This window comes from Parabacteroides merdae ATCC 43184, assembly GCF_025151215.1.
Taxonomy (GTDB): Bacteria; Bacteroidota; Bacteroidia; order Bacteroidales; family Tannerellaceae; genus Parabacteroides; species Parabacteroides merdae.
In genome coordinates this window covers 3,847,315-3,869,992 of record NZ_CP102286.1, presented here as the reverse complement: position 1 = coordinate 3,869,992, position 22,678 = coordinate 3,847,315, and the positions used below count along the sequence as shown (strand labels likewise).

Sequence of the window (22,678 nt, the reverse complement as noted above, 5' to 3'; positions counted from 1 at the left end):
ACGGATAAATCCATATCTGACCAAAAGAGAGGCTACTTTAGCCGGAAATAAAAAGAGCCATCCGTATGCACATAACGAATAGCCCTTTATATCATATCAGCCAACTCTTAATCAAGAACAGCGAAGCGAACGGCCCAATTTCAGAATCGTCGTTTTCGTAATGCCATTCAATTCACAAAGCTTAGAGACTGTCGTACCATATTTAGCGGCAATAGCCCCCAACGTATCGCCTGATTTCACACGATGGTAAACCGGAGTAGCCTCTTGCCGCCCGGCATCAGAAGTCTGGTTGATAGAAGCGACAGCTGCAGCATCTGCCGCGACCGTAGTCTTCACGGTTTGCTTTACGCTAGCAGAAGCAGCCGGTTTCGACGTTCCGGCTTTAGCAGAGGTGACCGCGCCGGCACTGCAACGAATAGACTGTCCGATCCGCAAGACAGACGTGCTTTTCAGACCGTTCAGACGACACAATTCATTCACGCTGGTTCCATATATTCGGGCAATCTTGCCCAACGTATCACCCGATTTCACACGATGATAAACCAGCCGATCGGAAGAAGAAGTATAGATATTGCTTCTGCGCCCGTTGATTTTTACGTTATGGAAAACATAAGTATCCTGATGAGGGACGCCATTTTCGAAGTCAATGATTTCAGCCGGATTAATGGCTTGTCCTAAAAAGCGGGTTTCAAAGTGGAGATGAGAACCGGTAGATCGTCCCGTGTTACCGCCTAATCCGATCGTCTCGCCTGCACGTACGATCTGGTTTTCTTCAACCAAAATCTTAGACAAATGTCCATAGATCGTTTCCAATCCATTCGGATGACGAAGCACCACGTAATAGCCATATCCGCGACGTTCGAAAGCCTTGATACGAACCTTACCGTTAAAAGCGGCACGGATCGTATCGCCCTTCAACACCTTCAAATCTATTCCTTTATGCATACGACGACGACGGGGACCATATTTAGAGGTGATCCTTGCCATAGAATCAATGGCGATAGGATAGACAAAGGAGGAACAGTCTATCGCAAACGAATCCGGAAAATTGACCTTCGCAGCTCCCCGAAACGGATCAACCCAACGGTTCTCCCAATTGGACCCGTACAATTCATCAGCGGGAAACATCAAGTTCTCCTTTTCTTCCATTTCGATCTCGCTGAGGGTCGCAAGTTCCTTCAGTTCCATATTCTTCCGGATATTAACACGGTCTGCCATCAATTCGGAAACACGCTTATCCATCTTTTCAATATGAACGATTTGCTTCGGAGCTCCTTCATCTTCTTTTATCTTAGCTTCAACAGCTGATACCAGAATAGTGGTACAACAAATAAACAGTAATGCTCGTATCTTCATTATTCTTATCACTTTCGACAGTAATTTCACGATGAAAAATCATGATATAGAATGGTTTATTCCACCGTTATCTCGTCAAAGTTCGTAATTTTGGATAAGCCGGCAAAATTCAATAACGAAAAATTTCCGCAATGAAACCAAAGAAAAGCAAAAGCGAACTTTTTACCCTTTGATTTACACACAATTAAAACAAAACATGTTTCACAACATATTAGCTGATCATTCCCCAGTTTACCTTCTTTGCGAAGAGAGTTTTCAGGCGTTCGTTCAATATCCGATTAGGTTCGGATAACAAATCGGGGTCTTCGTTCAAAACATCCTGAGCTATATCACGCGCATACTGAAGGATTTGTCCATCGGCTGCCAAGTTCGCGATCTTAAGGTCTATCCCTTCTCCGCTCTGACGCGTCCCTTCCAGATCACCATGGCCCCGCAGACGCAAATCGGCCTCGGCAATCTCAAATCCGTTATTGCTGCTCACCATTATTTCCAAGCGCTTGCGTGTCTCGTTGCTCAGTTTATAGGAAGAGACAAGCACACAATATGACTGCTCCGCTCCACGTCCCACCCGTCCACGAAGCTGATGCAACTGGGAAAGACCGAAACGTTCGGCGCTTTCGATGACCATCACGGAAGCGTTCGGCACGTTCACGCCAACCTCTATCACGGTCGTCGCCATCAATATCTGCGCCTCGCCGGAAATAAACTTCTGCATTTCCGCCTCTTTGTCGGCCGCTTTCATCTTTCCGTGAACCATACATACCTTATATTCAGGGAAAACTTCTTTGAATGTCTCGAACCCCTCTTCCAAGTTCTTATAATCCAACTTCTCACTGCCTTCGATCAAAGGATAAACGACATAGACCTGCCGGCCCTGTCCGATTTCCTTACGGAGAAAGTCGTAAAGTTGCGCTTTCTTGTTATCATAGCGGTGCACGGTCTGGATCGGTTTGCGTCCGGGTGGCAACTCATCGATCACCGAGACGTCCAGATCGCCGTATAAAGTCATGGCAAGCGTACGGGGAATAGGTGTCGCGGTCATCACCAGGACATGAGGGACAACCGCATTTTTCGTCCACAACCGAGAACGCTGTTCCACCCCGAAGCGGTGCTGTTCGTCTATAATCGCCAGACCGAGAGAGGAGAAGACAACTGTTTCTTCAATCAAAGCATGTGTCCCGATCACGAGTTGGATCTCCCCGCTCGCGATAGCCGGCAATATCTTATTCCGCTCCTTCTTTTTCGTTGAGCCGGTCAGCAAGGCCACTTTTATATCCATATCTTTCAGGAACCCCATGACTGTCGCATAATGCTGGGTTGCCAGAATCTCCGTCGGCGCCATCATACAAGCCTGGCAATGGTTATCGACCGCCAACAGCATGGAGAGCAAAGCGACCAAAGTCTTCCCGCTTCCCACATCTCCCTGCAAAAGGCGATTCATCTGACGCCCGCTTCCCATATCGGCACGAATCTCACGAACAACACGTTTCTGCGCATTCGTCAGTTCGAAAGGTAGATATTCTTTATAGAACGTATTGAAATAATCTCCAACGGAAGGAAAGACAATCCCTCTCAACTTCAGTTTGCGCAGGTTGGAAGTGCGGAGAATATTCAACTGGATGAAAAACAGTTCGTCAAACTTAAGGCGCAATTGCGCTTTCCGCAATTTATCGACCGATTCGGGAAAATGCACATTCCGTATCGCTTCCGGGAACGACATCATCCGGATACGGTTCAAGACATCCGGAGGAAGAGTTTCAGGCAACGTCCAGTTCAAACCGCTCAACAAAGTGTACTGCAAATTCTGAATCGCCCGCGAATTGAGGAACGACTTTTTCATCTTCTCGGACGTATTATAGAACGGTGTCAGCCCGTTGGCAACCTTATCCGCTTGATCCAGAGGGTCTATATCCGGATGGGGAATATTATAGATATGCCCGAACTCGGTCGGTTTGCCAAATACGATATAATCAACGCCAGTCTTGATCTTGTCCAAAACATAGTTAATCCCTTTGAACCAGACCAAGTCGATTGTGCCCGTCCCATCCGTGAATTTCCCGATCAACCGCCTTGTACGCCCTTCACCTACCGTGTCGAAAAACAAGATACGCCCTTTCATCTGTATATAAGGCATATCCCCGGTCACTTCTGCCACCTTGTAGAAACGACTACGGTCAATGTATTTGTACGGAAAGTAGAACAGCATGTCTTCATACGAAGAAATACCGGCTTCCTTCTGCAATATCTCCGCCTTTTTCGGGCCGACGCCCGGCAGATACATGATGGAACGTTTGTCGAGATCGAGCATATACAAATATTTATTTTGCAAGCAGCGCCTTTGCCACCAACAGATCGAACGGAGTCGTAATCTTTATATTTTCCCGGTTTCCCGGAACAGTCTTGACCGTATGCCCCCAAGCCTCCACAACCGAAGCATCGTCGGTAAACAATTCTGAGTAAGGCTGTTCATACGCTTTCAAAAGCAAATCATAATCGAAAACCTGCGGGGTTTGCACCGCCTGATAACGCGAACGATCGACCGGACGGCTCGACCCGCCGGAAAACTCGCGGAGAGAATCAACCACAGGCACAACCGGGATAGCAGCACCCGACACTTCAGCCTCGGCAAAACACCGGTCGATAACTTCGGGAGCGACAAAAGGACGGACCCCATCATGAACGGCGACCCACGTCTTTTCATCCCCTCCAGACAGATTTCCGATTTCATCCGAAAGGAAATGCAATCCGTTCCGGACGGAATGAAAACGCGTCTCACCTCCGTTCGCTATCCGGTGCGGCACCTTACAACCGATCTCCCGGCAAAGCATCTTCCAATAAGGTTGGTGATCTTCCGGAAGCACCAGGATCAGACCGGCAGACGCGTCCCAGCGGTGAAAAGCCTCCAACGTATGCATCAGGACTGGCTTTCCTTCCATCGGGATAAACTGCTTCGGCAAGTCGCTTCCCATACGCAGCCCGCGACCTCCGGCGACTATCAAGACATATCTCTTCATCATTCCAGTTCCTCCAAAACTTTCTTGACCTCCTCGTCTGCCTTGTAAAGTTTCTCCTTACACAATTTGATCAATCGGGTCGCTTCCTTTACCTTTTCAGAAAGAATATCAACGTCCAGATCGCCATTCTCTATATCGGCAACGATCTTACGGAGTTTCTCTACTGCTTCATTATATGTTTCTGCCATGATGGGGGTTTTTGATTTATGATTTTTGATTTATGATTTATTTCTTCAGTACTTTCGAACGTACTTCACCGTCTGCAAAACAGGTTATCAATTCGTCGCCGACAACCAGTCCGTCAGCCTGTTTGATGATCTTGCCGTCCTTCAGCGTCAAACTGTAACCCCGCTTCAATACATAGTCGGGAGAAGCCATCTTGATAAACTGTTCGGTCAACTGGACAAAACGGCTCCGCTCTGCCAAACTACTCTCCGCACGGTTTGCCAAACGCACCTGCATCGCTTCCAACTTCGATGCCCACTGGTTTAGAAATGCATGGGCATCCGTTGGCAATTGCATACCTATCCGTTGGAGAAGCGAACGATTCCGCTCGATCCGGTTTATTGCCAGGACAGGCAGACGACTTCCTAATGATTGCAGGAAGTTCTTTTGCCTGGACAGGATCTCAGTTGCCAACGAACAAACGTCCTGTTGTAACTCTTCCACCTCCCCGGCAGCTTTGTCCATCTGCCCGATCAGGAACTCGGCTACGGCCGTCGGTGTCTTCATCCGTGTATGAGCTACCATATCCAAGATCGTGTCATCGCGTTCATGCCCGATACCGGTTATAATAGGAAGCGGGAATTGTGCACAATTTGCCGCCAAGAGATAGGAATCAAAACTATTCAGGTCCGAAGTAGCACCACCGCCCCGGATAATCACGACCACATCGAAACAGTCGGCATGGCGGTACACCCGGTCCAATGCCGCAATCACGGACTCTTCCGTCCGTTCGCCCTGCATAAGAGCCGGAAACAGTTTCGGATAGAAAGGATAGCCGGCCTTGTTGTTTGCCAACTGGTTCAGGAAGTCTTCGTATCCGGCAGCCGTTGGCGAAGTGATGACAGCGATCCGCTTCGGCAACGTTGGCAACGGCAATTCCTTATTCAGTGTGAAAACGCCCTCTTCCTTCAATTGCCGGATGATTTCCATCCGTTTCCGGATCATGTCTCCCAACGTATAGGCCGGATCGATATCCAGCACGGTCAGGCTATACCCGTAAAGTTCGTGAAACTCGATCGACACTTTCACCAATACTTTCAACCCGGAGGCAAATATCTGCCCGGTTTCCATCTCAAAATAAGGTTTCAGCATCCGGAATGTTTTCGCCCAGATGGAACCGCGTGCCTTTGCAACCAGCTGGCCGGTTATCGCGTTCTTTTCGATAAACTCCAGATAACAATGCCCAGATGCTGCATTCGTACGCACGTCACTCATCTCGGCACGCACCCAGCACGTCTCCGGGAATGCATTCAGGATAACCCCTTTCACCCGGTTGTTCAGCTCCAGCAAAGAAAACGCCTGCCGCTCCTGATTCTGATTATTTTGACCGTACCCCATTTTTCCTTTCCTTCTTATATGCTTTATAGAAATCGGGAATACCGTATCCTAACTCCGTATCCGGATGTTTATATTGACTGGACGAGCGATGCAGCAGTTCGATCATCTCCCTGTTATTCAACCACGGCAATGATTGCCAAAGGCAAACTCCCATCCCGGCAAGGATAGGCGTGGCAAAAGAGGTCCCGTTCGCATACCTGACATTGCCGTCCGGCCCAATTACGCAGCTACTCGTACCTAATGCTACGGCATCCGGTTTCACACGCCCGTCGGCAGTAAAGCCAACGGAACTGAAACCGCTTTTCTTTTTATCTTCATCTATCGCACCGACCGTAAAGATCCCGCCTGCGTCTGATGGGAACGTGATCTTTTCCCAATCGCCGCTTCCTTCATTACCGGCACTGCAAAAGACAAGTATCCCTTTATCGGCAGCCAAGTTAGCCGCTCGGCTGATCATAGCGGTCCTACCATCCAAGGCATCCTGGTCGTACGACAGTTCATCCGTATCAAAAGCAAAATACCCAAGCGACGAAGAGATCACGTCCACACCAGCACTGTCCGCATATTCAACAGCGGCAGTCCAATAGTCTTCCTCGACGGGATATTCGGAATCGCTGTCCTCACTCTTAAGCAACAGGTAAGAGGCTTTCGGGGCAGTCCCGACCATCACACCCGGAATATCGGCGGCGAGACAGGAAAGGACCTTTGTCCCGTGATCGTCCCCGACAAACACACTTTTACCAGGAAATACGACATTGTGCGTTCCTAATAACCTGAGCGAATCGAAAGCCGACACCCGATCCGCATTCATAAAACCGGCATCAATTACGGCCACCCGCATTCCTTCACCCCGAAAACCTGCTTCATGTAATTTAGTACCATTCAGCATCTTGATCTGTTTATAGGAATAGCCATATTCATTATGTAGCGGTTCATCCTCCGACACAAAACGATCTTCCCACTTTTCCTCGGCCGGAACCCGCAGGTTCCCTTTCCAAATCCACTTGACGGAATCAACAATTGCCAGCTGTTGCAACTGTTCAGCCACCGTACTATCGGGACTTTCCACCACGACAGTCGCAAACCATTTGCTTTGCACAACAGGGGTCGCACCTGTCTCAGACAACATTGCAATATATGACCGGGATATGGGAAAATCAGCATCCGTCACAGCGATATCATTTTTTGCCCTCCGCTCGATCGCTTGCCTGGAAAGATAGGCTTCGGGCTCCTCCACCCGGAAGCCGTCATCCCCTTTGTCTTTCAAATAGACACGAAAACGATAATTCTCCCCCGCCCATAACCAGGTTGGAAGACAACAAAGAAACAGTATGGACAAATATTTTGACATTGTTGCTTTATCTTTTTCTGCAAAAATATAAATTGTATGGCATATAAAAAAGCCCGGCAACTCATTCGAGGCCGGGCTCATATATTCTATCTTCTCTTATTCGGAAATATCACAAATAGGGATTTCACGCTTTACACTCTGGCGCAACGAGATAAGCGTTTCCGTAGCGGTCACACCCGGTATTTCCTGTATCTGTGCGTTCAGCAACTCCATCAAATGCTCATTGTCGCGTGCATATAACTTGATCAGCATCGTATACGGTCCGGTCGTAAAATGACATTCAACCACTTCCGGTATCTTCTCGAATTCGGGAACCACGTCTTTGTACATCGAACCTCGTTCCAGTTTTACACCGATATAAGTACATGTGTTATAACCCAAAATCTTCGGATTAATATGATAGCCTGACCCAACGATCACATTCATATCAATCATGCGTTGTACCCGTTGATGAATGGCAGCACGCGAAACACCGCATTCTTCGGCCACATCCTTAAAAGGAATCCTGGCATTCTTTGAAATAATGTTCAATATCTGCCGGTCCAGTTTGTCTATCTTCTCCATTGCTTACTTACTTTACTTTCCTTTTTTAGATTTAATGTATCAAAAGTATATAATTAATTTCAATACTATATCATTGTGAAAGAAAAAAGTATGAAATAAATAATAAAAGCGGGCGAAAAATGCTATTTAACATATTTCGCCCGCCAATTACGGTATAAAACGACAGTTTATTATTTTTTGTCAGCAGTGCTGTCTTTTACGATATCCAGCAGCTCGATTTCGAATTTCAGTGTACTGTTCGGTTTGATATCCTGTCCTGCGCCACGTTCGCCATAAGCCAACTCAGAAGGAACCCAAACGATATATTTGGAACCTACCGGCATCAACTGCAGCACTTCCGTCCAGCCCTTGATTACGCCGCCAACCGGGAACTCTGCCGGTTCACCGCCACGATCCATCGTGCTGTCGAATTTAGTTCCGTCCAATAAAGTACCAGTGTAGTGAACTTTCACCTTATCGTCGGCAGTCGGCTTTGCACCTTTACCTTCCGTAACTACCTGATACTGCAAACCACTTTCAGTCGTGATAACGTCTTTCTTCGTTTTGTTTTCAGCCAAGAACTTTTCGCCTTCTTCTTTCGTCTTCTTGGCATCTCTTGCAGAGGCTTCCATGAAGTAAGTCTGAACATAAGCCTGAGCAGCCTGCGGAGTCATCTTCATAGCGGAAGAATCGCCCTTGATAGCCTGGATAAAGCCGGCAATCAGATCATCAACGTTAGCAGGATCGCCCGGCAAAGTCTTCAAATTTTCTTTGTAACCTGCACCTGTGCTGATACCGATGGCATAGCTCACGCTATCTGCGGCAGTCTTCAGAGATGCGCTTTTGTGTGAATCACCACATGATGTAATACCCATAGCTACAATCACTGTAGCAACCAATACACTAATCTTTTTCATTTTTCTCTATTATGTTATTTTACTATGTCCAACAATTCAACGTCAAAAACCAATGCGCTGTTCGGTTCAATCGCATCGCCCGCACCATGCTCGCCGTAGGCCAGATTGGAAGGAATAAAAAGACGCCATTTAGAACCTACCGGCATCAACTGCAGCGCCTCCACCCATCCCGGAATCACTTGCGACACTCCGAACACAGCGGGCTCGCCACGCTGTACAGAACTGTCAAATACCGTTCCGTTGATCAATGTTCCATGATAATGGCATTTTACTTTGTCGGAAGCAGTCGGCTTGGCTCCTTCACCTTGCTTCAACACTTGATACTGCAAACCACTGGGTAACGTAACGACTCCGGCTTTTCCCTTATTGATATTCAAGAATTCCTCTCCGGCCTTCTTATTAAGCTCCAGTCTTTCTTTCTGAAGATTCATGAAGTAGTCGTTGATAACCTGCTTTGCTTCATCGTAACTGATTTCCGGTTGTGCTTCATTCAGCACATCCTTCAACCCTTTTACAAAATCCTCAACCTGAAGATTATTAATGCCCGAGTTCTGGAAATTATTCCCGATACTTAAGCCAAGTGCGTAACTAATCTTATCCATTCTTTTTCTTTTCAACTAATTATGAACCACAAATGTAATGCTTTTAACCACATAAACACCAAACAAGAAGACTTTTTTATGTAACGATAACTCATCTTAGACATGATAGTCTCACATCGGGACTATCCGAACCCACATTCAGTCATTTCAACAGTCCAAAAGAGAGATTTACTATCAATTAAAATATTAAAAAATATCACCATAGCAAATAATTTTCGAAAGATACCCTATTAACTCAGAAAAGAAAGAAGGAATGGTAGTGTAATTTTGATCATAAAGACGAAAGCTGTACACAAAAACAAACCTCAGCGGTATTTGCATACCATCAGAGTTTCGTTTTTTCAAAAGAATAGTATCTTTGCAAAAAAAATAACTTATTCTATTAGACCATGATTAAAAAATTATTTTCGATTTTATCCCTTTGCGGATGCCTATTGGGAGCGACCTCCTGCCAATACACAACAGAGACTGTTTCTACCGGTCGCGACCTCGCTATCGCCGATTCCATGTTCACCCACATCCTGGACAAATATAACGTCGAAAAATACGGATTGTTGCAAGAAACGTATCCGGCCAATCCCGACAATCAGGTCACATATCTGGCGGAAGGGGCCGAGCAGAAACGCAATCAGGAGGTATCGTTCCTCTGGCCCTACTCCGGGATGCTGTCAGGAGGGATTGCACTTTATAAGACAACAGGAGACAAGAAATATCTGAAAGTGCTGGAAGAAAGGATTCTGCCGGGGCTGGAACAATATTGGGATAATATACGCGAACCGTTCTGTTATCAGAGCTATCCGATGTTCAACGGGGAAAGCGACCGTTTTTATGATGACAACGACTGGTTGGCGATCGATTTCTGCGACTTGTACGCACTGACGAAAAATAAGAAATATCTGGAAAAGGCACAGACACTATACAATTATATATACAGCGGATGGGACGATGTACTGGGCGGCGGCATTTACTGGTGCGAGCAAAAGAAAACGTCCAAGAACACATGCTCCAATGCACCCGCAGCCGTCCTCTGCATGAAACTATATAACCTGACGAAAGATAATACCTATCTCGAACAGGCCAAGAAGACATACGACTGGACCAAGAATAGCCTCCGCGATCCGGAAGATTTCGTTTATTGGGATAATGTCCGCTTGGACGGAAGCGTGGACAAGGCAAAATATACCTACAACAGCGGACAGATGATACAAGCCGGCGTCCTGCTCTACCAGCAATCAGGCGACAAAGCCTATCTGAAAGACGCACAGGAAACCGCCCGAGGCGCCTACCAACGTTTTACCGAAGTGCGCAAAGCCGTAGACGGTACGGCAACCCGCTTCTACACCGCCAGCCCTTGGTTCAACGTGATCCTGCTGCGTGGCTTGACTGCCCTCTATGAGGTAGACCATAATCCCGAATATATCCGGACGATGGCGGACAACGCACGTTATGCATGGGATCATACCCGCGACGTAAACGGATTCCTCGACAACGATTGGACCGGTATCAAGACCAAAGAGCATAAATGGCTGTTGGATAACGCCTGCATGGTCGAACTTTTTTCCGAAATCAATAACATCAAATAAATAACAAACAGATGACAACACGCAGAAACTTTCTGAAAACAGGCGGCCTTTCGTTGGCAAGCCTTATGGTTGGCCAGCACTCATTTGCCCGTATGGCTGAAAAAGCCGACGACAAATTAGCCGGGGCTGCTTCCACCACCCAATATGTCTGTAAACGTCCGGTACCGAGCAAACGGCAATTCACATCCGAAGCCGTAGAGAAAGCGATCGCCACCACAAAGGCCAAGCTGAAAGACCCGAAGCTCGCCTGGATGTTCGAAAACTGTTTTCCAAATACATTGGATACGACTTGCGAACACAAGATGGTGAATGGTAAGCCCGACACCTTCGTCCTGACCGGTGATATCCACGCCATGTGGCTCCGTGACTCATCGGCACAGGTATTCCCGCATATCCAGTTCGCCAACGACGACCCGAAAGTGAAAACCATGCTTGCCGGCGTCATCAACCGCCAGACCTGGTGTATCAACATCGACCCGTATGCTAACGGCTTCAACGAAGGACCGACCGGCAGTGAATGGGAAAGCGACTTTACTGATATGAAAAAGGAATTGCATGAGCGCAAATGGGAAATCGACTCACTTTGCTATCCGATCCGCCTCGCCTACCATTTTTGGAAGAAAACAGGTGAAACTTCCCCTTTCGATGCCGATTGGGACAAAGCGATGAAGAGCATTTACAAAACTTTTATCGAACAACAGCGTAAGGACAACCTCGGTCCGTATCAATTCAGACGCAAGACAGACCGCCAAGGCGATACCTTACTAAACGACGGTTGGGGCAGTCCGGTCAATCCAGTCGGCCTGATCGTTTCATCGTTCCGCCCGTCAGATGATGCGACTCTGTTCGGATTCCTGATCCCGTCAAACTTGTTCGCCATCACGTCACTCCGCCAGTTAGCCGAGATGATGCGCGAGATCAAAAATGATAACGATTTTGCCCGTCGTTGCGATTCATTGGCGGATGAGGTAGCGGCTGCTGTCGAGAAATACGGTATTGTCAACCATCCTGAATATGGCAAAGTATATGCATTCGAGGTAGATGGTTTCTACAACCATGTATTTATGGATGATGCCAATGTTCCGAGCTTGCTCGCGCTACCGTATCTAGGCTGTGTGGACATGGACGATCCAGTCTACCTGAACACCCGCAAGCTGGTACTCAGCAATGCAAATCCTTATTTTTTCCAAGGCAAGGCAGGCGAAGGTATCGGCGGCCCGCATATCGGTTTCGGATATATCTGGCCGATGAGTATCATCATGCGCTGCAATACAACACACGACAACGAGGAAATCCGCAAATGCGTCAAGATGCTGCGCGACACGGATGCAGATACAGGATTTATGCACGAATCGTTCTATAAGGATGATCCGAGCAAGTTTACCCGTTCCTGGTTCGCCTGGGTCAACACGTTGTTCGGTGAAATGATCTACCGTTTGGTGAATGAAGGCAAAGTCGATATTCTGAACAATTTAGGATAACAGATAAATATCGCTTACGAACAGAACTGATCCGGGCATGGATTACATAAAATTCATGCCCGAACTATATATAAAAACATCCTAATACACCACTCCGCTACTTAAAATCAGAGAATGTTGGGAAACCGGAATAATTTTTCTTTTCTATATTTGTAAAAAATATAAAACAACAGCCTTATGAAAAAGAAATTAGTCGTACTGACCGGTGCCGGGATGAGCGCCGAAAGTGGTATTTCGACTTTCCGTGACTCGGACGGACTATGGGAAAAATATCGGGTGGAAGATGTGGCAACCCCAGAAGGTTTTGCTGCCGATCCGGAACTGGTACTCAACTTTTATAACCAACGACGTCGGGAATTACTGAACACGAAACCTAATGCCGGACATATCGGACTTGCCGACTTGGAACAAGAATTCGACGTCCATATCATTACACAAAACATCGACAACCTGCACGAACGGGCGGGAAGCAGCCATGTGATCCATCTGCACGGCGAACTGCTGAAAGCTTGCTCCATTCGTGACCTGAATACGACATACGATATTTCGCCAGAAAATCCAGACCTGCATATCGGGGACAAGGATCCTCATGGAGTACAACTCCGCCCCTTCATCGTCTGGTTCGGCGAGGCGGTTCCAATGATCGACCCTGCAATCCGACTAGTGGAAGATTGTGACATCTTTGTGGTGATCGGGACTTCGCTCAACGTATACCCGGCGGCAGGACTACTGAACTACGTACGCCACGGCCAGACAATCTACCTCATCGACCCGAAAGAGGTAAAAGCCTATCGTAACGATATCCGCTTCATACGGAAAGGAGCATCGGAAGGGGTGAAAGAATTGAAGGAGTTATTACTGCAAAATCATTAATACGTTCTTAAAATCACTTACATAATAGAAACACTTCAGAGCTTTTCTATTAAATTTGCAAAGTAAACACATAGAATTAAGTATTATTGAGAATGGAGCATAATCCGACGAAGATTCCTTCGCCCTTACTTTCCTTGGTTCCCATACTTGTATTGGTAACCCTTTTATTTGTGACAATACGCATATTCGGTAGCGATGCCCTTAGTGGCGGCAGCCAGATCGTGTTACTTACCGCTACCGCCATCTGCTGCCTGATCGCCATGACCTACAGCAAAGTACGCTGGAAGGCGCTGGAGCTGGCGATGATCAACAATATCACTGGCGTTGCGACAGCTCTGATCATCTTACTGATCATTGGAGCGTTGTCGGGCAGCTGGATGATAAGTGGTGTCGTCCCCACTTTGATTTATTACGGGATGCAGATCATTCATCCTAGTTTCTTCCTGGCATCGACCTGTATCATTTGTGCAGTCGTCTCAGTCATGACGGGAAGTTCATGGACTACCATTGCCACCATCGGGATCGCCCTCTTAGGTATCGGACAGGCACAAGGCTTCTCCGACGGATGGATTGCCGGGGCGATCATTTCGGGGGCCTATTTCGGGGACAAGATATCTCCACTTTCCGATACGACCATCCTTGCCTCATCGGTAACGGACACACCTCTTTTCAAACATATCCGCTACATGATGATCACAACAATTCCCTCTATGTTGATCACGCTCGTTATCTTCACGGTAGCCGGTCTTTCACACGAAGCGACGGCAACAGACCAGATCGAACAGTACTCGATCGCCCTGAACAATACGTTCCATATCACACCGTGGCTGCTGATCGTACCGGTCGTCACTGGCATCCTGATTGCGAAAAGAGTTCCATCGATCATCACGCTGTTCATTTCGGCAGCATTGGCTGGCATGTTCGCGCTGATTTTCCAGCCACACCTGTTGCTGGAAATTTCCGGTTTACCAGTAGGAAACATCCAATCCAATTTTAAGGGCCTATTAATGACATTTTACGGCAGTACAAGCATAAAAACCGGAAATCCGGAACTGAATAGCCTGGTTGCCACACGAGGCATGTCAGGCATGATGAATACGATTTGGCTGATCCTTTGTGCCATGTGCTTCGGCGGGGCGATGGCGGCAAGCGGAATGTTGGGCAGCATCACTTCCGTATTTCTGCGCTTTATGAAACGGACAGTCGGGCTGGTAACGTCGACTGTCGCATCGGGACTGTTCCTCAACATCTGTACGGCCGACCAATATATTTCCATCATCTTGACTGGAAATATGTTCAAGGATATTTATGAAAAGAAAGGATACGAAAGCCGTCTGCTGAGCCGTACGGTAGAAGACTCGGTCACCGTCACTTCCGTACTAATCCCGTGGAATACTTGCGGTATGACACAGGCAACGATCCTCGGAGTTGCGACATTCATCTACCTTCCTTATTGTTTCTTTAATCTAATCAGCCCGTTGATGAGCATCACGATTGCTGCGATCGGGTTCAAAATAAAAAGGAAAAATGAAAAAGCTAAAAGTGTCGTTGCTGGCTAAGGTTGTCATTGCCATCGCAGCCGGCGTTGTATTCGGGCAGTTCCTGCCCGGCGGGATCGCCCGCATCTTTGTTACATTTAATTCTTTGTTCGGCAACTTCCTGTCGTTTTCGATCCCACTCATTATTCTAGGGTTGGTGACACCAGCCATCGGGGAATTAGGCAAAGGGGCCGGCAGATTGCTGGCCTTGACCGCACTGATCGCATATGGCTCAACTATCTTCTCTGGTTTCTTCACCTATTTCAGCAGTTCGGCAATCTTCCCACATATCCTACCGGTCAACACGGAGTTAACAGCAATGGAAAATCCCGAAGACTTCATGTTGCAACCCTATTTTATAGTCGCCATGCCACCTTTGATGGATGTCATGACAGCTTTGCTTCTATCCTTCACCATCGGGCTTGGCTTGTCTTATATTAATGGGGAAACATTGCGCGAATCCTTTTCCGATTTCCAGAAAATCATTACGAAACTGATCGAGGCGGTTATCATCCCTTTATTGCCACTTCATATCTTCGGCATTTTCCTGAACATGACGGTGAGCGGGCAAGTCATGGGCGTGATTACCATGTTCTTGAAAGTGATAATCGTGATATTTGTCCTGCATGTGTTGCTATTACTTATCCAGTTTACGATTGCCGGCAGCATGAGTGGAAAAAATCCGTTGCGGCTACTGAAAAATATGCTTCCGGCTTACGCGACCGCACTGGGGACACAATCCTCAGCCGCCACCATCCCTGTAACATTGGCTCAGGCGGTCAAGAACGGGGTGCGGGAGAACATCGCAATCTTCGTCATTCCCCTTTGTGCTACTATCCATCTGGCAGGTAGCACGATGAAGATTACCGCCTGCGCGATGGCAATCATGTATATGTCAGGCGAACCTGTCACCTTCACTTCTCTTGCCGGATTCATCATGATGTTAGGGGTCACAATGATAGCAGCTCCCGGTGTACCGGGTGGCGCTATCATGGCAGCACTCGGATTACTGCAAAGCATGTTAGGGTTTAACGAGACATTACAGGCGCTGATGATCGCCCTTTACATCGCGATGGACAGTTTCGGGACTGCTTGCAACGTGACAGGCGACGGGGCGATTGCAGTTGTGGTAGACAAGATCGCCGGCAAGCAAAAGACTGGGACAAGTCAGCCGTAGGCTTCTCAAACATCTGCCTCGTCATAAATCACACAGCCTTTCGACTCCCTTTTCCCGCATCATGGTTGCCGCGATATGAGCACAGGCATAAGCATCAGCCATTGCATGGTGATGATAGGTCAGATCGTATCCGCAATGAGCGGCAACAGTCTGTAGTTGGTGGTTAGCCAGGAAAGGATACATGCGCCTCGACAAACGGCAGGTGCAATAAAACTGATATTTGGGATAGGCAAGGTCATAGGCTTCGTGAGCTGCCCGCAGGCAACCTTCGTCAAAAGAACTGTTATGGGCAACCAGTGGGATATCTTGCAATCTGCCGGCTATCCTGGTCCAGGCTTCCTCAAAGTCGGGAGAGTCGATTGTATCCTGCATGGTTATGCCATGAATGGCAGTAGTAAACCGAGTGTAGAAGTTCGGATAGGGACGGACCAGCATGTAAACAGAATCGATTACCTTATTGTCCTCAATAATAGCAACCCCGATACTGCAAATACTACTGCGCTTTCCATTAGCGATCTCAAAGTCAATTGCGGCAAAGCGTTCCATACTTTTCTAATTGATAATTGTCAATTGACAATTAATCCAACGGACAACTGACAATCAAGAAAAGCATTCATTGTCCTTTCTTTAATTGCCAATTGTCCATTGTTAATTGTCAATTATTTACTAAAGTCTCTCGGTGTCGGCACTCCCGGAAGCGGTTTGCGGTCCTGGAGTTCTTTCATGACCTCCTGAATGGCACGGTCGAGTTGCTGGTCTTCACCGTTCCATTCTTTGACGGGATCATTATCGATCAGGATATCAGGATCGACACCATGATTCTCAATAATCCAGCTACCGGTTTTCGGATCGAAACTTGTGAAGAAAGGTACACGGATGTCCGTCCCGTCCATATAAGGTAACGAGCCACTGATACCGACAATTCCACCCCACGTACGAGTCCCGATCAGTTTGCCCAATCCCAGCGCACGGAAGCCCCAAGGGAAGAGGTCGCCGTCGGAAGCCGAATATTTATTGATCAAGCATACTTTCGGACCTACTTGCACGGCATCGGGAACAGTTCCGATACGGGCTGAACCACGACGCATCGTCAACCGATACGGTTCACGGGAAAGGCGTTCGAGGATCATCGGCGAAACATTCCCCCCCCCATTGGCACGGTCGTCAATAATCAACCCTTCCTTGTTGAGCTGCGGATAGAAATAGCGGGAGAATTCATTCAGTCCTTCTGGTCCCATATCCGGAATATAGATATAGCCGATCTTGCCGTTCGATGCTTTATCGACTTTCTTAATATTATCCTGTACCCAGTTATAATGATACAAAGAATATTCTTCTTCCAGCGGACTGATCACGGTTTTGCGTGCTCCCTCCAGCTGCGGTTTACTGTTCAACAAAATCTCCGTCGGGACACCAGCCTTGCCGACCAACAACGAATACATGTCTTTCACACTGTTTGTCGGCACACCGTCGATCGCCACGATAAACTCGCCAGCCTTCGCCTCAATGCCCGGCTCCGTCAACGGAGAACGCAACGACTTGCTCCAGGAAGCGCCCGGCAAGATCTTTTCCAAACGGAAGAAACCACTCTTATCACGGGAGATCTCAGCGCCTAACAGCCCCGTCTTTATCCTGTTGGGACGTTCTACTTCACCCGGATTCACATATGCATGACCACAGTTCAGTTCGCCGATCATTTCACCGATGATGTAATTCAAATCCAGACGTGTCTTGGCATATGGGACAAGCACCTGATATTTTGCTTTGACCGCATTCCAATCTACCCCATGCATATTCTCTAGATAGAAACCATCGCGATAAGCCCGCCATGCCTCATCAAAAATCTGCGCCCATTCCTTCGGATAATCGACCGCAATCTTCATATTCGACAAGTTCACCGGATCACCCAAGTCTGCCTTTCCCGAAGGAATATCCGTCACATAAAGAGCATCACCTTTGAAGAAGAGCACTTTCTTGCTACCGGGTTCGACACCCATAGAAGCGCCATCGGCCACCACGTCTTCCTTCTGCTCTTTCAAGTCGAATACTCTCGTACCTCCACGTCCCCAGTAGTAAACCTTGTTTCCGTCTGAATAAAAATTCCCATAATAGGAAGGACTCACCGGCAACTTGACGACACGATCCGTAATCCCATCGAAATCGATCTTGACAGCAGAAGTGGCAAACTCGTCTTTCCTTGTCTCCTCCTTCTTAACCGATGTATTTTTCTTTGATTCCTCTTTGGCAACAGAGACTTCCGCATCCTTCTCAATGAAAGGCGAAGGAGTATCTTTGGACAACAACGTCAAATAAACCCCGTACATATTATTATAGACATGGTTCCATTCCAGCGATCCATAAGTCGGATTAAAATCACGGGCAGATGCAAAAACCAGATATTTACCGTCCGTACTGAATACCGGGGAAGAGGAATCATACCACTTGTCTGTCACCGGGTATTCTTTCTTTTCAGCCAGATTATAAACATAAACGATACTATATTCATTGTTCCCTGTACGGGTATAAGTCAGCCACTTGCTATCCGGCGAAAAAGTCACTCCCCGCGGCTCGCCCATCGGGTCCTGCAACAAGGTCGTCACCTTCTTTGTAGCAACGTCCAAGAGATTCATACGGTTCTTACGATCCGTATAAACAACCGCTTTGGAATCCGGGCTTAGTTCAAAACCGCGGATATAAGTGTCATTATCCTTTGTCAGCTGGACGTGTTCGCCTCCAATGGCATCCTGCATATAGAGTTCTGTCTCTCCGGTCGCATCCGAAATATAGACGATGAATTTGCCGTCGGGCGACCATTGCGCATTGCGGTCATGTGCTCCTGGCGAACGGGTGATATTCTTTGTCACACCCTTCTCAACCGGCAAGTTGAACACTTCGCCACGGGCAGTCACCACTAAACGTTCACCGTCGGGCGACAGGCAGGCCTCGGTAATATAGTCAGCTCCATCCTTAATTTCGCTACGGGCGTAAATATTGTCGGAAGTCAAGGTGATGTTCACCTTTTCGGGCTTCTTACTCCCAGCATCCATCTTATAAATATAACCGCCATTTTCAAAAACGATCGTATTGCCATTTGCGCTTGGGAACTTTACGTCGTATTCGGTAAAGTCAGTGACTTTGTCCGTCTGTTTGGTCTTCGTATTATAAACAAAGATGTTCATTGTTCGGTCACGGTCGGAAAGAAAGAAGATTTCATCGCCGATCCACATCGGGATAATGTCCTGTGCAGGATTGTCCGTAATGTTTTCGACTGTCTTCTTATCGGAACTATAGATCCAGACATCATCCGCCATCCCGCCTTTGTAGTATTTCCAGGTACGGAACTCCCGCATGACACGGTTATAAGCCAACTGTTTACCATCGGGAGAATAGCTGCAGAATCCACCTTCAGGAAGAGGTATGGCTTCAGACAAGCCACCCTCCTTTTCCACCGTGAACAACTTTCCGCTAAAGCCATCGCTGATGCGGTTGCGATACACAATCCGACTGCCATCAGGCGTCCAGGTCATCACGATATTGTTCGGTCCCATACGATCACCCAAGTCATCCCGGCTGTTTGTTGCCGTATAGGTCACACGCAGCGGTTCTCCACCCGTCACCGGCATGGTATACACTTCTGTATTACCATCGTATTGCCCGGTGAATGCAATCGTTTTGCCGTCCGGTGAAAAACGAGGAAACATTTCGTACCCCACATGCGAAGTCAGGCGCCTGGCTTCGCCACCCGTAGCCGGAACCTTGTAGAGGTCGCCCGCATACGAGAAAACAATCTCATTGCCGTTCGTAGCCGGGAAACGCAACAAACGCGCTTCGTCCACCGCCATCGACAGTGAAGGGACACCAGCCAGAACCAATAAAGAAAAGATAAGTTTCTTCTTCATACCTAATTATCGTTTAGTCAACCGACAAAGGTAAAAAAAGTAAAGCTCAAAATATATTCCGATGCAGATATTCCTTTATTTTCCACCACAATAATTGCCGTTTCGCAACAAAAAGAGACCAGCCTCCCAACCTTCTTCCCGTTTGCTTATAAAATTCAGGATCACAAACCAATATGCACTGCCGGTCCCTACTTACTGCAGAAAACAAATAGAAACAGCCGTTCCTCAACAGAATACCCAAAGTATCATTCTTACGGACAAAACCGACAATATCTACAAAATTAATAATACCAACTGATGAAAAAGAAAACGAAGACTCCTTAAACTCCACATGATGCAAGACTACATAAGGCCGCAATTGCCAAAAAAGCTCAGTAATATTGGCAGGATCAAGTTTTTTCAAAAAAGATAGCAACCATTGCTCCTGAAGATTTGAAATAGATAAAGGTAATTCCATATTTACTTAAATTCGACCTGAAAAAATCCCATATATCCAACAATTCCCCAATTATATGGTTATTATAAAGAAACGTGGGAATTAGCAACATACACTCGATTAAGGACCTCGAATAACCTATAACTAGTTGTATGCAATAATTACCCACGTTTTTTATCTTGAATACGCAAGTGCATAAACACCCATCTTGCATGACAAGAAAAAACGCGAACAAAATTCACATACTATCCACTAGTTATCTAGAAATTTCGAGGTTTCAATCAAGAGATAATATATAAACTTTCGTGTTCACCACCAAAGTTGTACCAGCGATAACGCTTTATCCTGCTTACTGTACACGACAAAGATAAACAGAAGATTCAAAAATCCGATATTCCTCCTTCCTTTTTTCAAGGTTCTTTAGAAAAAACACAGAAAAAGCCGGCTACGGCGGAATATCATCTATTCCATTGTAGCCGGCCACTTTTAACTAATACCTACTTTTTATATCGCTTTATCTCTAAAGACAGACATCAATAATAACCTTCATTCTGTTCTTCACTGAGCTCACCAACAGGATTCAGACGGTCGATGTGTTTCTGCGGGATAGGACGAAGTTTGTGATACGGTTTAATGTAGATTGCATCCGGATTGTATTTCTTCACCCAATCATACAGCAGTTCACAACGAACCAAATCTTCCCAACGATTGGTTTCTCCCAGTAATTCACGTCCGCGTTCGTTCAGAATAAATTCGATAAAATCACCTTGTAGATCAGCCGGAGAAACTTTAAGTGCATCATACGTACTCTTCGTATCGTTCACTCCACCTTCGAAAAGCCAGATCTGCTGGTCTTTTTGCTCACCTTCGGCCCAAGCGGCACGCTTGCGGATCACATTGATATATTCAGCAGCCTTGTCGAAATCACCTTTACGACCGGCAGCTTCCGCTGCCAACAAATACGTTTCTCCCAAACGCATACGCACCCATTCGCGAGATCCCTTTTCTTCAGACACAGAAGGACGGCTCGGATCAAGGTATTTCACCAGTGACGGAAAATAACGGATCGAATGCATTTCGCGAGGGAAATAAGAATAAGTATAGTCTGCACGCAATTTCCGCATCTCGTCACTATTAGAAGCAAGCCCTGTTTCCTGCATCGTATAATAAATCGCCGTATCGCCATGCTGGAATTTCAACTCGCCCTCTATTTGCCCTTTAGAAGGATCCGGCGTAAAATAGACGTTTCCGTCATAAGAAAGCGACTCCCAAACAGGCAGCGTGCTTACATTATTTGCATAGTAGACCCATTTGAAACTCTTATAAAAACGTGAATCATGCAAACGATCGAATAAATCGTCCATCGTTTTCTTTGTCGCCACGTGACGACGGTACGGACGACCGTTTTCAATATCTCTCAACATACCCGGCTGATCTTCATACCAAGACAGCCAATAGAGATGCTGCTTGTTACCATCTCCGTTAAACATCGGCTCGGTTGTGAACTGCACGGCAAACACAGCTTCGGAGTTCCCCTGATTCTTGATATCCCACAGAGAGGAGAAGTTTTCTTGCAAAGCATAAGCTCCACTGTTGATCACTTGCTCAGCATAATAAAGCGTACTATCCATATCTGTCGCTTTCTGACCACGCGCATCTTTGACTGCGCTACCACGAGTCAGATAAACCTTCGCCAACAAATGGGCAGCTGAGTAACGTGTGGCACGTCCTAAAACAGAAGCCTTCTCCGGTAAATTTTCGGCGGCATTACGTAAATCACTGATAATAACATTATAAACATCAGCGATCGGAGCACGCTTGAAGTCCGTCCGAATCTCGAAACTACCTTCCGTGACCAAAGGAATACGCCCAAACTGCTGCACCAAATCAAAATATAAATAGGCGCGGATAAATTGCATTTCGGCATAACTTTGTATTTTCACACTCTCCAACAAGTCTTGGGAATCCCGAATCTTCTGCATGGCGATATTGGCATCACTAATCCCTTTGTAGTGATTTTCCCACATTTCATACAGAATACCGTCGTCCGGATTCAACTGTGTCGCATATTTATTATACGATTCACGATTACTACCATCTTCCCCTTCCGTGAACAAATCGGTTCCTAATTCGGTCAATACATCGAAACGTTCACCACCAACTCCCCAACGAAGAAAACCGTAAGCTGCCGTAATGGCTGCATTTACACCGGCTTCCGTTTCATAATAATCGTACGACATCACCGGTGCATCGTCTTCGCTTAACCAACTACTGCAACTTGAAGCAGATAACATCAGACCTGCCAGCATATAGCAATATACAGATTTCATTTTCATTCTTTGATT

Annotated in this window: 18 protein-coding genes; 5 read left to right on the top strand and 13 right to left on the bottom strand. The window is 46.9% G+C overall.

Annotated features, from left to right (window positions below; translation table 11 throughout):
• Positions 1–111: 111 nt before the first annotated feature.
• The 9 genes from NQ542_RS15795 to NQ542_RS15755 all read right to left on the bottom strand — a co-directional run bounded on the left by NQ542_RS15795 (position 112) and on the right by NQ542_RS15755 (position 9,346).
• Entirely contained in the window at positions 112–1,356 is a 1,245-nt protein-coding gene (locus NQ542_RS15795) for a peptidoglycan DD-metalloendopeptidase family protein (RefSeq protein ID WP_005650771.1), read from the bottom strand.
• 211 nt (positions 1,357–1,567) lie between these two features.
• Positions 1,568–3,664, bottom strand: coding sequence for an ATP-dependent DNA helicase RecG (recG, locus tag NQ542_RS15790; RefSeq protein ID WP_005640548.1), 2,097 nt, complete (start codon positions 3,662–3,664; stop codon positions 1,568–1,570).
• Positions 3,665–3,674: 10 nt separating this feature from the next.
• A complete protein-coding gene (locus tag NQ542_RS15785; RefSeq protein ID WP_036724446.1) occupies positions 3,675–4,370 on the bottom strand; it encodes a 2-C-methyl-D-erythritol 4-phosphate cytidylyltransferase in 696 nt (231 codons plus the stop codon).
• Positions 4,370–4,558 (bottom strand): exodeoxyribonuclease VII small subunit, encoded by a 189-nt coding sequence (gene xseB / locus NQ542_RS15780; RefSeq protein WP_005640546.1) that lies wholly within the window; start codon positions 4,556–4,558, stop codon positions 4,370–4,372. The genes NQ542_RS15785 and xseB overlap by 1 nt, the downstream gene beginning before the upstream one ends.
• Before the next feature lie 37 nt (positions 4,559–4,595).
• A complete protein-coding gene (gene xseA / locus NQ542_RS15775; protein WP_005640544.1) occupies positions 4,596–5,933 on the bottom strand; it encodes an exodeoxyribonuclease VII large subunit in 1,338 nt (445 codons plus the stop codon).
• Positions 5,914–7,284, bottom strand: coding sequence for a S8 family peptidase (locus NQ542_RS15770; protein WP_005650774.1), 1,371 nt, complete (start codon positions 7,282–7,284; stop codon positions 5,914–5,916). The genes xseA and NQ542_RS15770 overlap by 20 nt, the downstream gene beginning before the upstream one ends.
• A 96-nt stretch (positions 7,285–7,380) precedes the next feature.
• A complete protein-coding gene (locus NQ542_RS15765) occupies positions 7,381–7,848 on the bottom strand; it encodes an Lrp/AsnC family transcriptional regulator (RefSeq protein WP_005640540.1) in 468 nt (155 codons plus the stop codon).
• Between the two features lie 170 nt (positions 7,849–8,018).
• Complete coding sequence (locus tag NQ542_RS15760) at positions 8,019–8,744, bottom strand: FKBP-type peptidyl-prolyl cis-trans isomerase (RefSeq protein ID WP_005640538.1); 726 nt, start codon at positions 8,742–8,744, stop codon at positions 8,019–8,021.
• A gap of 14 nt (positions 8,745–8,758) precedes the next feature.
• Entirely contained in the window at positions 8,759–9,346 is a 588-nt protein-coding gene (locus NQ542_RS15755; protein ID WP_005640536.1) for an FKBP-type peptidyl-prolyl cis-trans isomerase, read from the bottom strand.
• A gap of 389 nt (positions 9,347–9,735) precedes the next feature.
• Here NQ542_RS15755 and NQ542_RS15750 point away from each other — a divergent pair, with 389 nt between their 5' ends.
• From NQ542_RS15750 to NQ542_RS15730, 5 genes are all read left to right on the top strand, one after another.
• Positions 9,736–10,929, top strand: a complete 1,194-nt coding sequence (locus tag NQ542_RS15750; protein ID WP_005650777.1) for a glycoside hydrolase family 76 protein — start codon at positions 9,736–9,738, stop codon at positions 10,927–10,929.
• An 11-nt stretch (positions 10,930–10,940) separates the two neighbouring features.
• Positions 10,941–12,410: a glycoside hydrolase family 125 protein gene (locus NQ542_RS15745; protein ID WP_005640532.1), complete on the top strand. Its 1,470-nt coding sequence runs from the start codon at positions 10,941–10,943 to the stop codon at positions 12,408–12,410.
• Positions 12,411–12,587: 177 nt separating this feature from the next.
• On the top strand, positions 12,588–13,283 hold the full coding sequence (locus NQ542_RS15740) for an SIR2 family NAD-dependent protein deacylase (protein ID WP_005640531.1): 696 nt from the start codon (positions 12,588–12,590) through the stop codon (positions 13,281–13,283).
• A 92-nt stretch (positions 13,284–13,375) separates the two neighbouring features.
• Positions 13,376–14,842, top strand: coding sequence for a Na+/H+ antiporter NhaC (gene nhaC / locus NQ542_RS15735; RefSeq protein ID WP_005640529.1), 1,467 nt, complete (start codon positions 13,376–13,378; stop codon positions 14,840–14,842).
• A complete protein-coding gene (locus NQ542_RS15730; RefSeq protein ID WP_005640528.1) occupies positions 14,811–15,998 on the top strand; it encodes a dicarboxylate/amino acid:cation symporter in 1,188 nt (395 codons plus the stop codon). The genes nhaC and NQ542_RS15730 overlap by 32 nt, the downstream gene beginning before the upstream one ends.
• A 21-nt stretch (positions 15,999–16,019) precedes the next feature.
• Here NQ542_RS15730 and NQ542_RS15725 read toward each other — a convergent pair whose 3' ends face one another.
• From NQ542_RS15725 to NQ542_RS15710, 4 genes are all read right to left on the bottom strand, one after another.
• Positions 16,020–16,544, bottom strand: a complete 525-nt coding sequence (locus NQ542_RS15725) for a 3'-5' exonuclease (protein ID WP_005640526.1) — start codon at positions 16,542–16,544, stop codon at positions 16,020–16,022.
• A 113-nt stretch (positions 16,545–16,657) separates the two neighbouring features.
• Positions 16,658–19,897 (bottom strand): S41 family peptidase, encoded by a 3,240-nt coding sequence (locus NQ542_RS15720; protein WP_005640524.1) that lies wholly within the window; start codon positions 19,895–19,897, stop codon positions 16,658–16,660.
• Between the two features lie 46 nt (positions 19,898–19,943).
• Positions 19,944–20,354 carry a hypothetical protein gene (locus NQ542_RS15715; protein WP_005640522.1) on the bottom strand — a complete coding sequence of 137 codons (411 nt, stop codon included), beginning with the start codon at positions 20,352–20,354 and terminating at the stop codon, positions 19,944–19,946.
• A gap of 512 nt (positions 20,355–20,866) precedes the next feature.
• Positions 20,867–22,669, bottom strand: coding sequence for a RagB/SusD family nutrient uptake outer membrane protein (locus NQ542_RS15710; protein ID WP_005650780.1), 1,803 nt, complete (start codon positions 22,667–22,669; stop codon positions 20,867–20,869).
• Positions 22,670–22,678 lie beyond the last annotated feature (9 nt).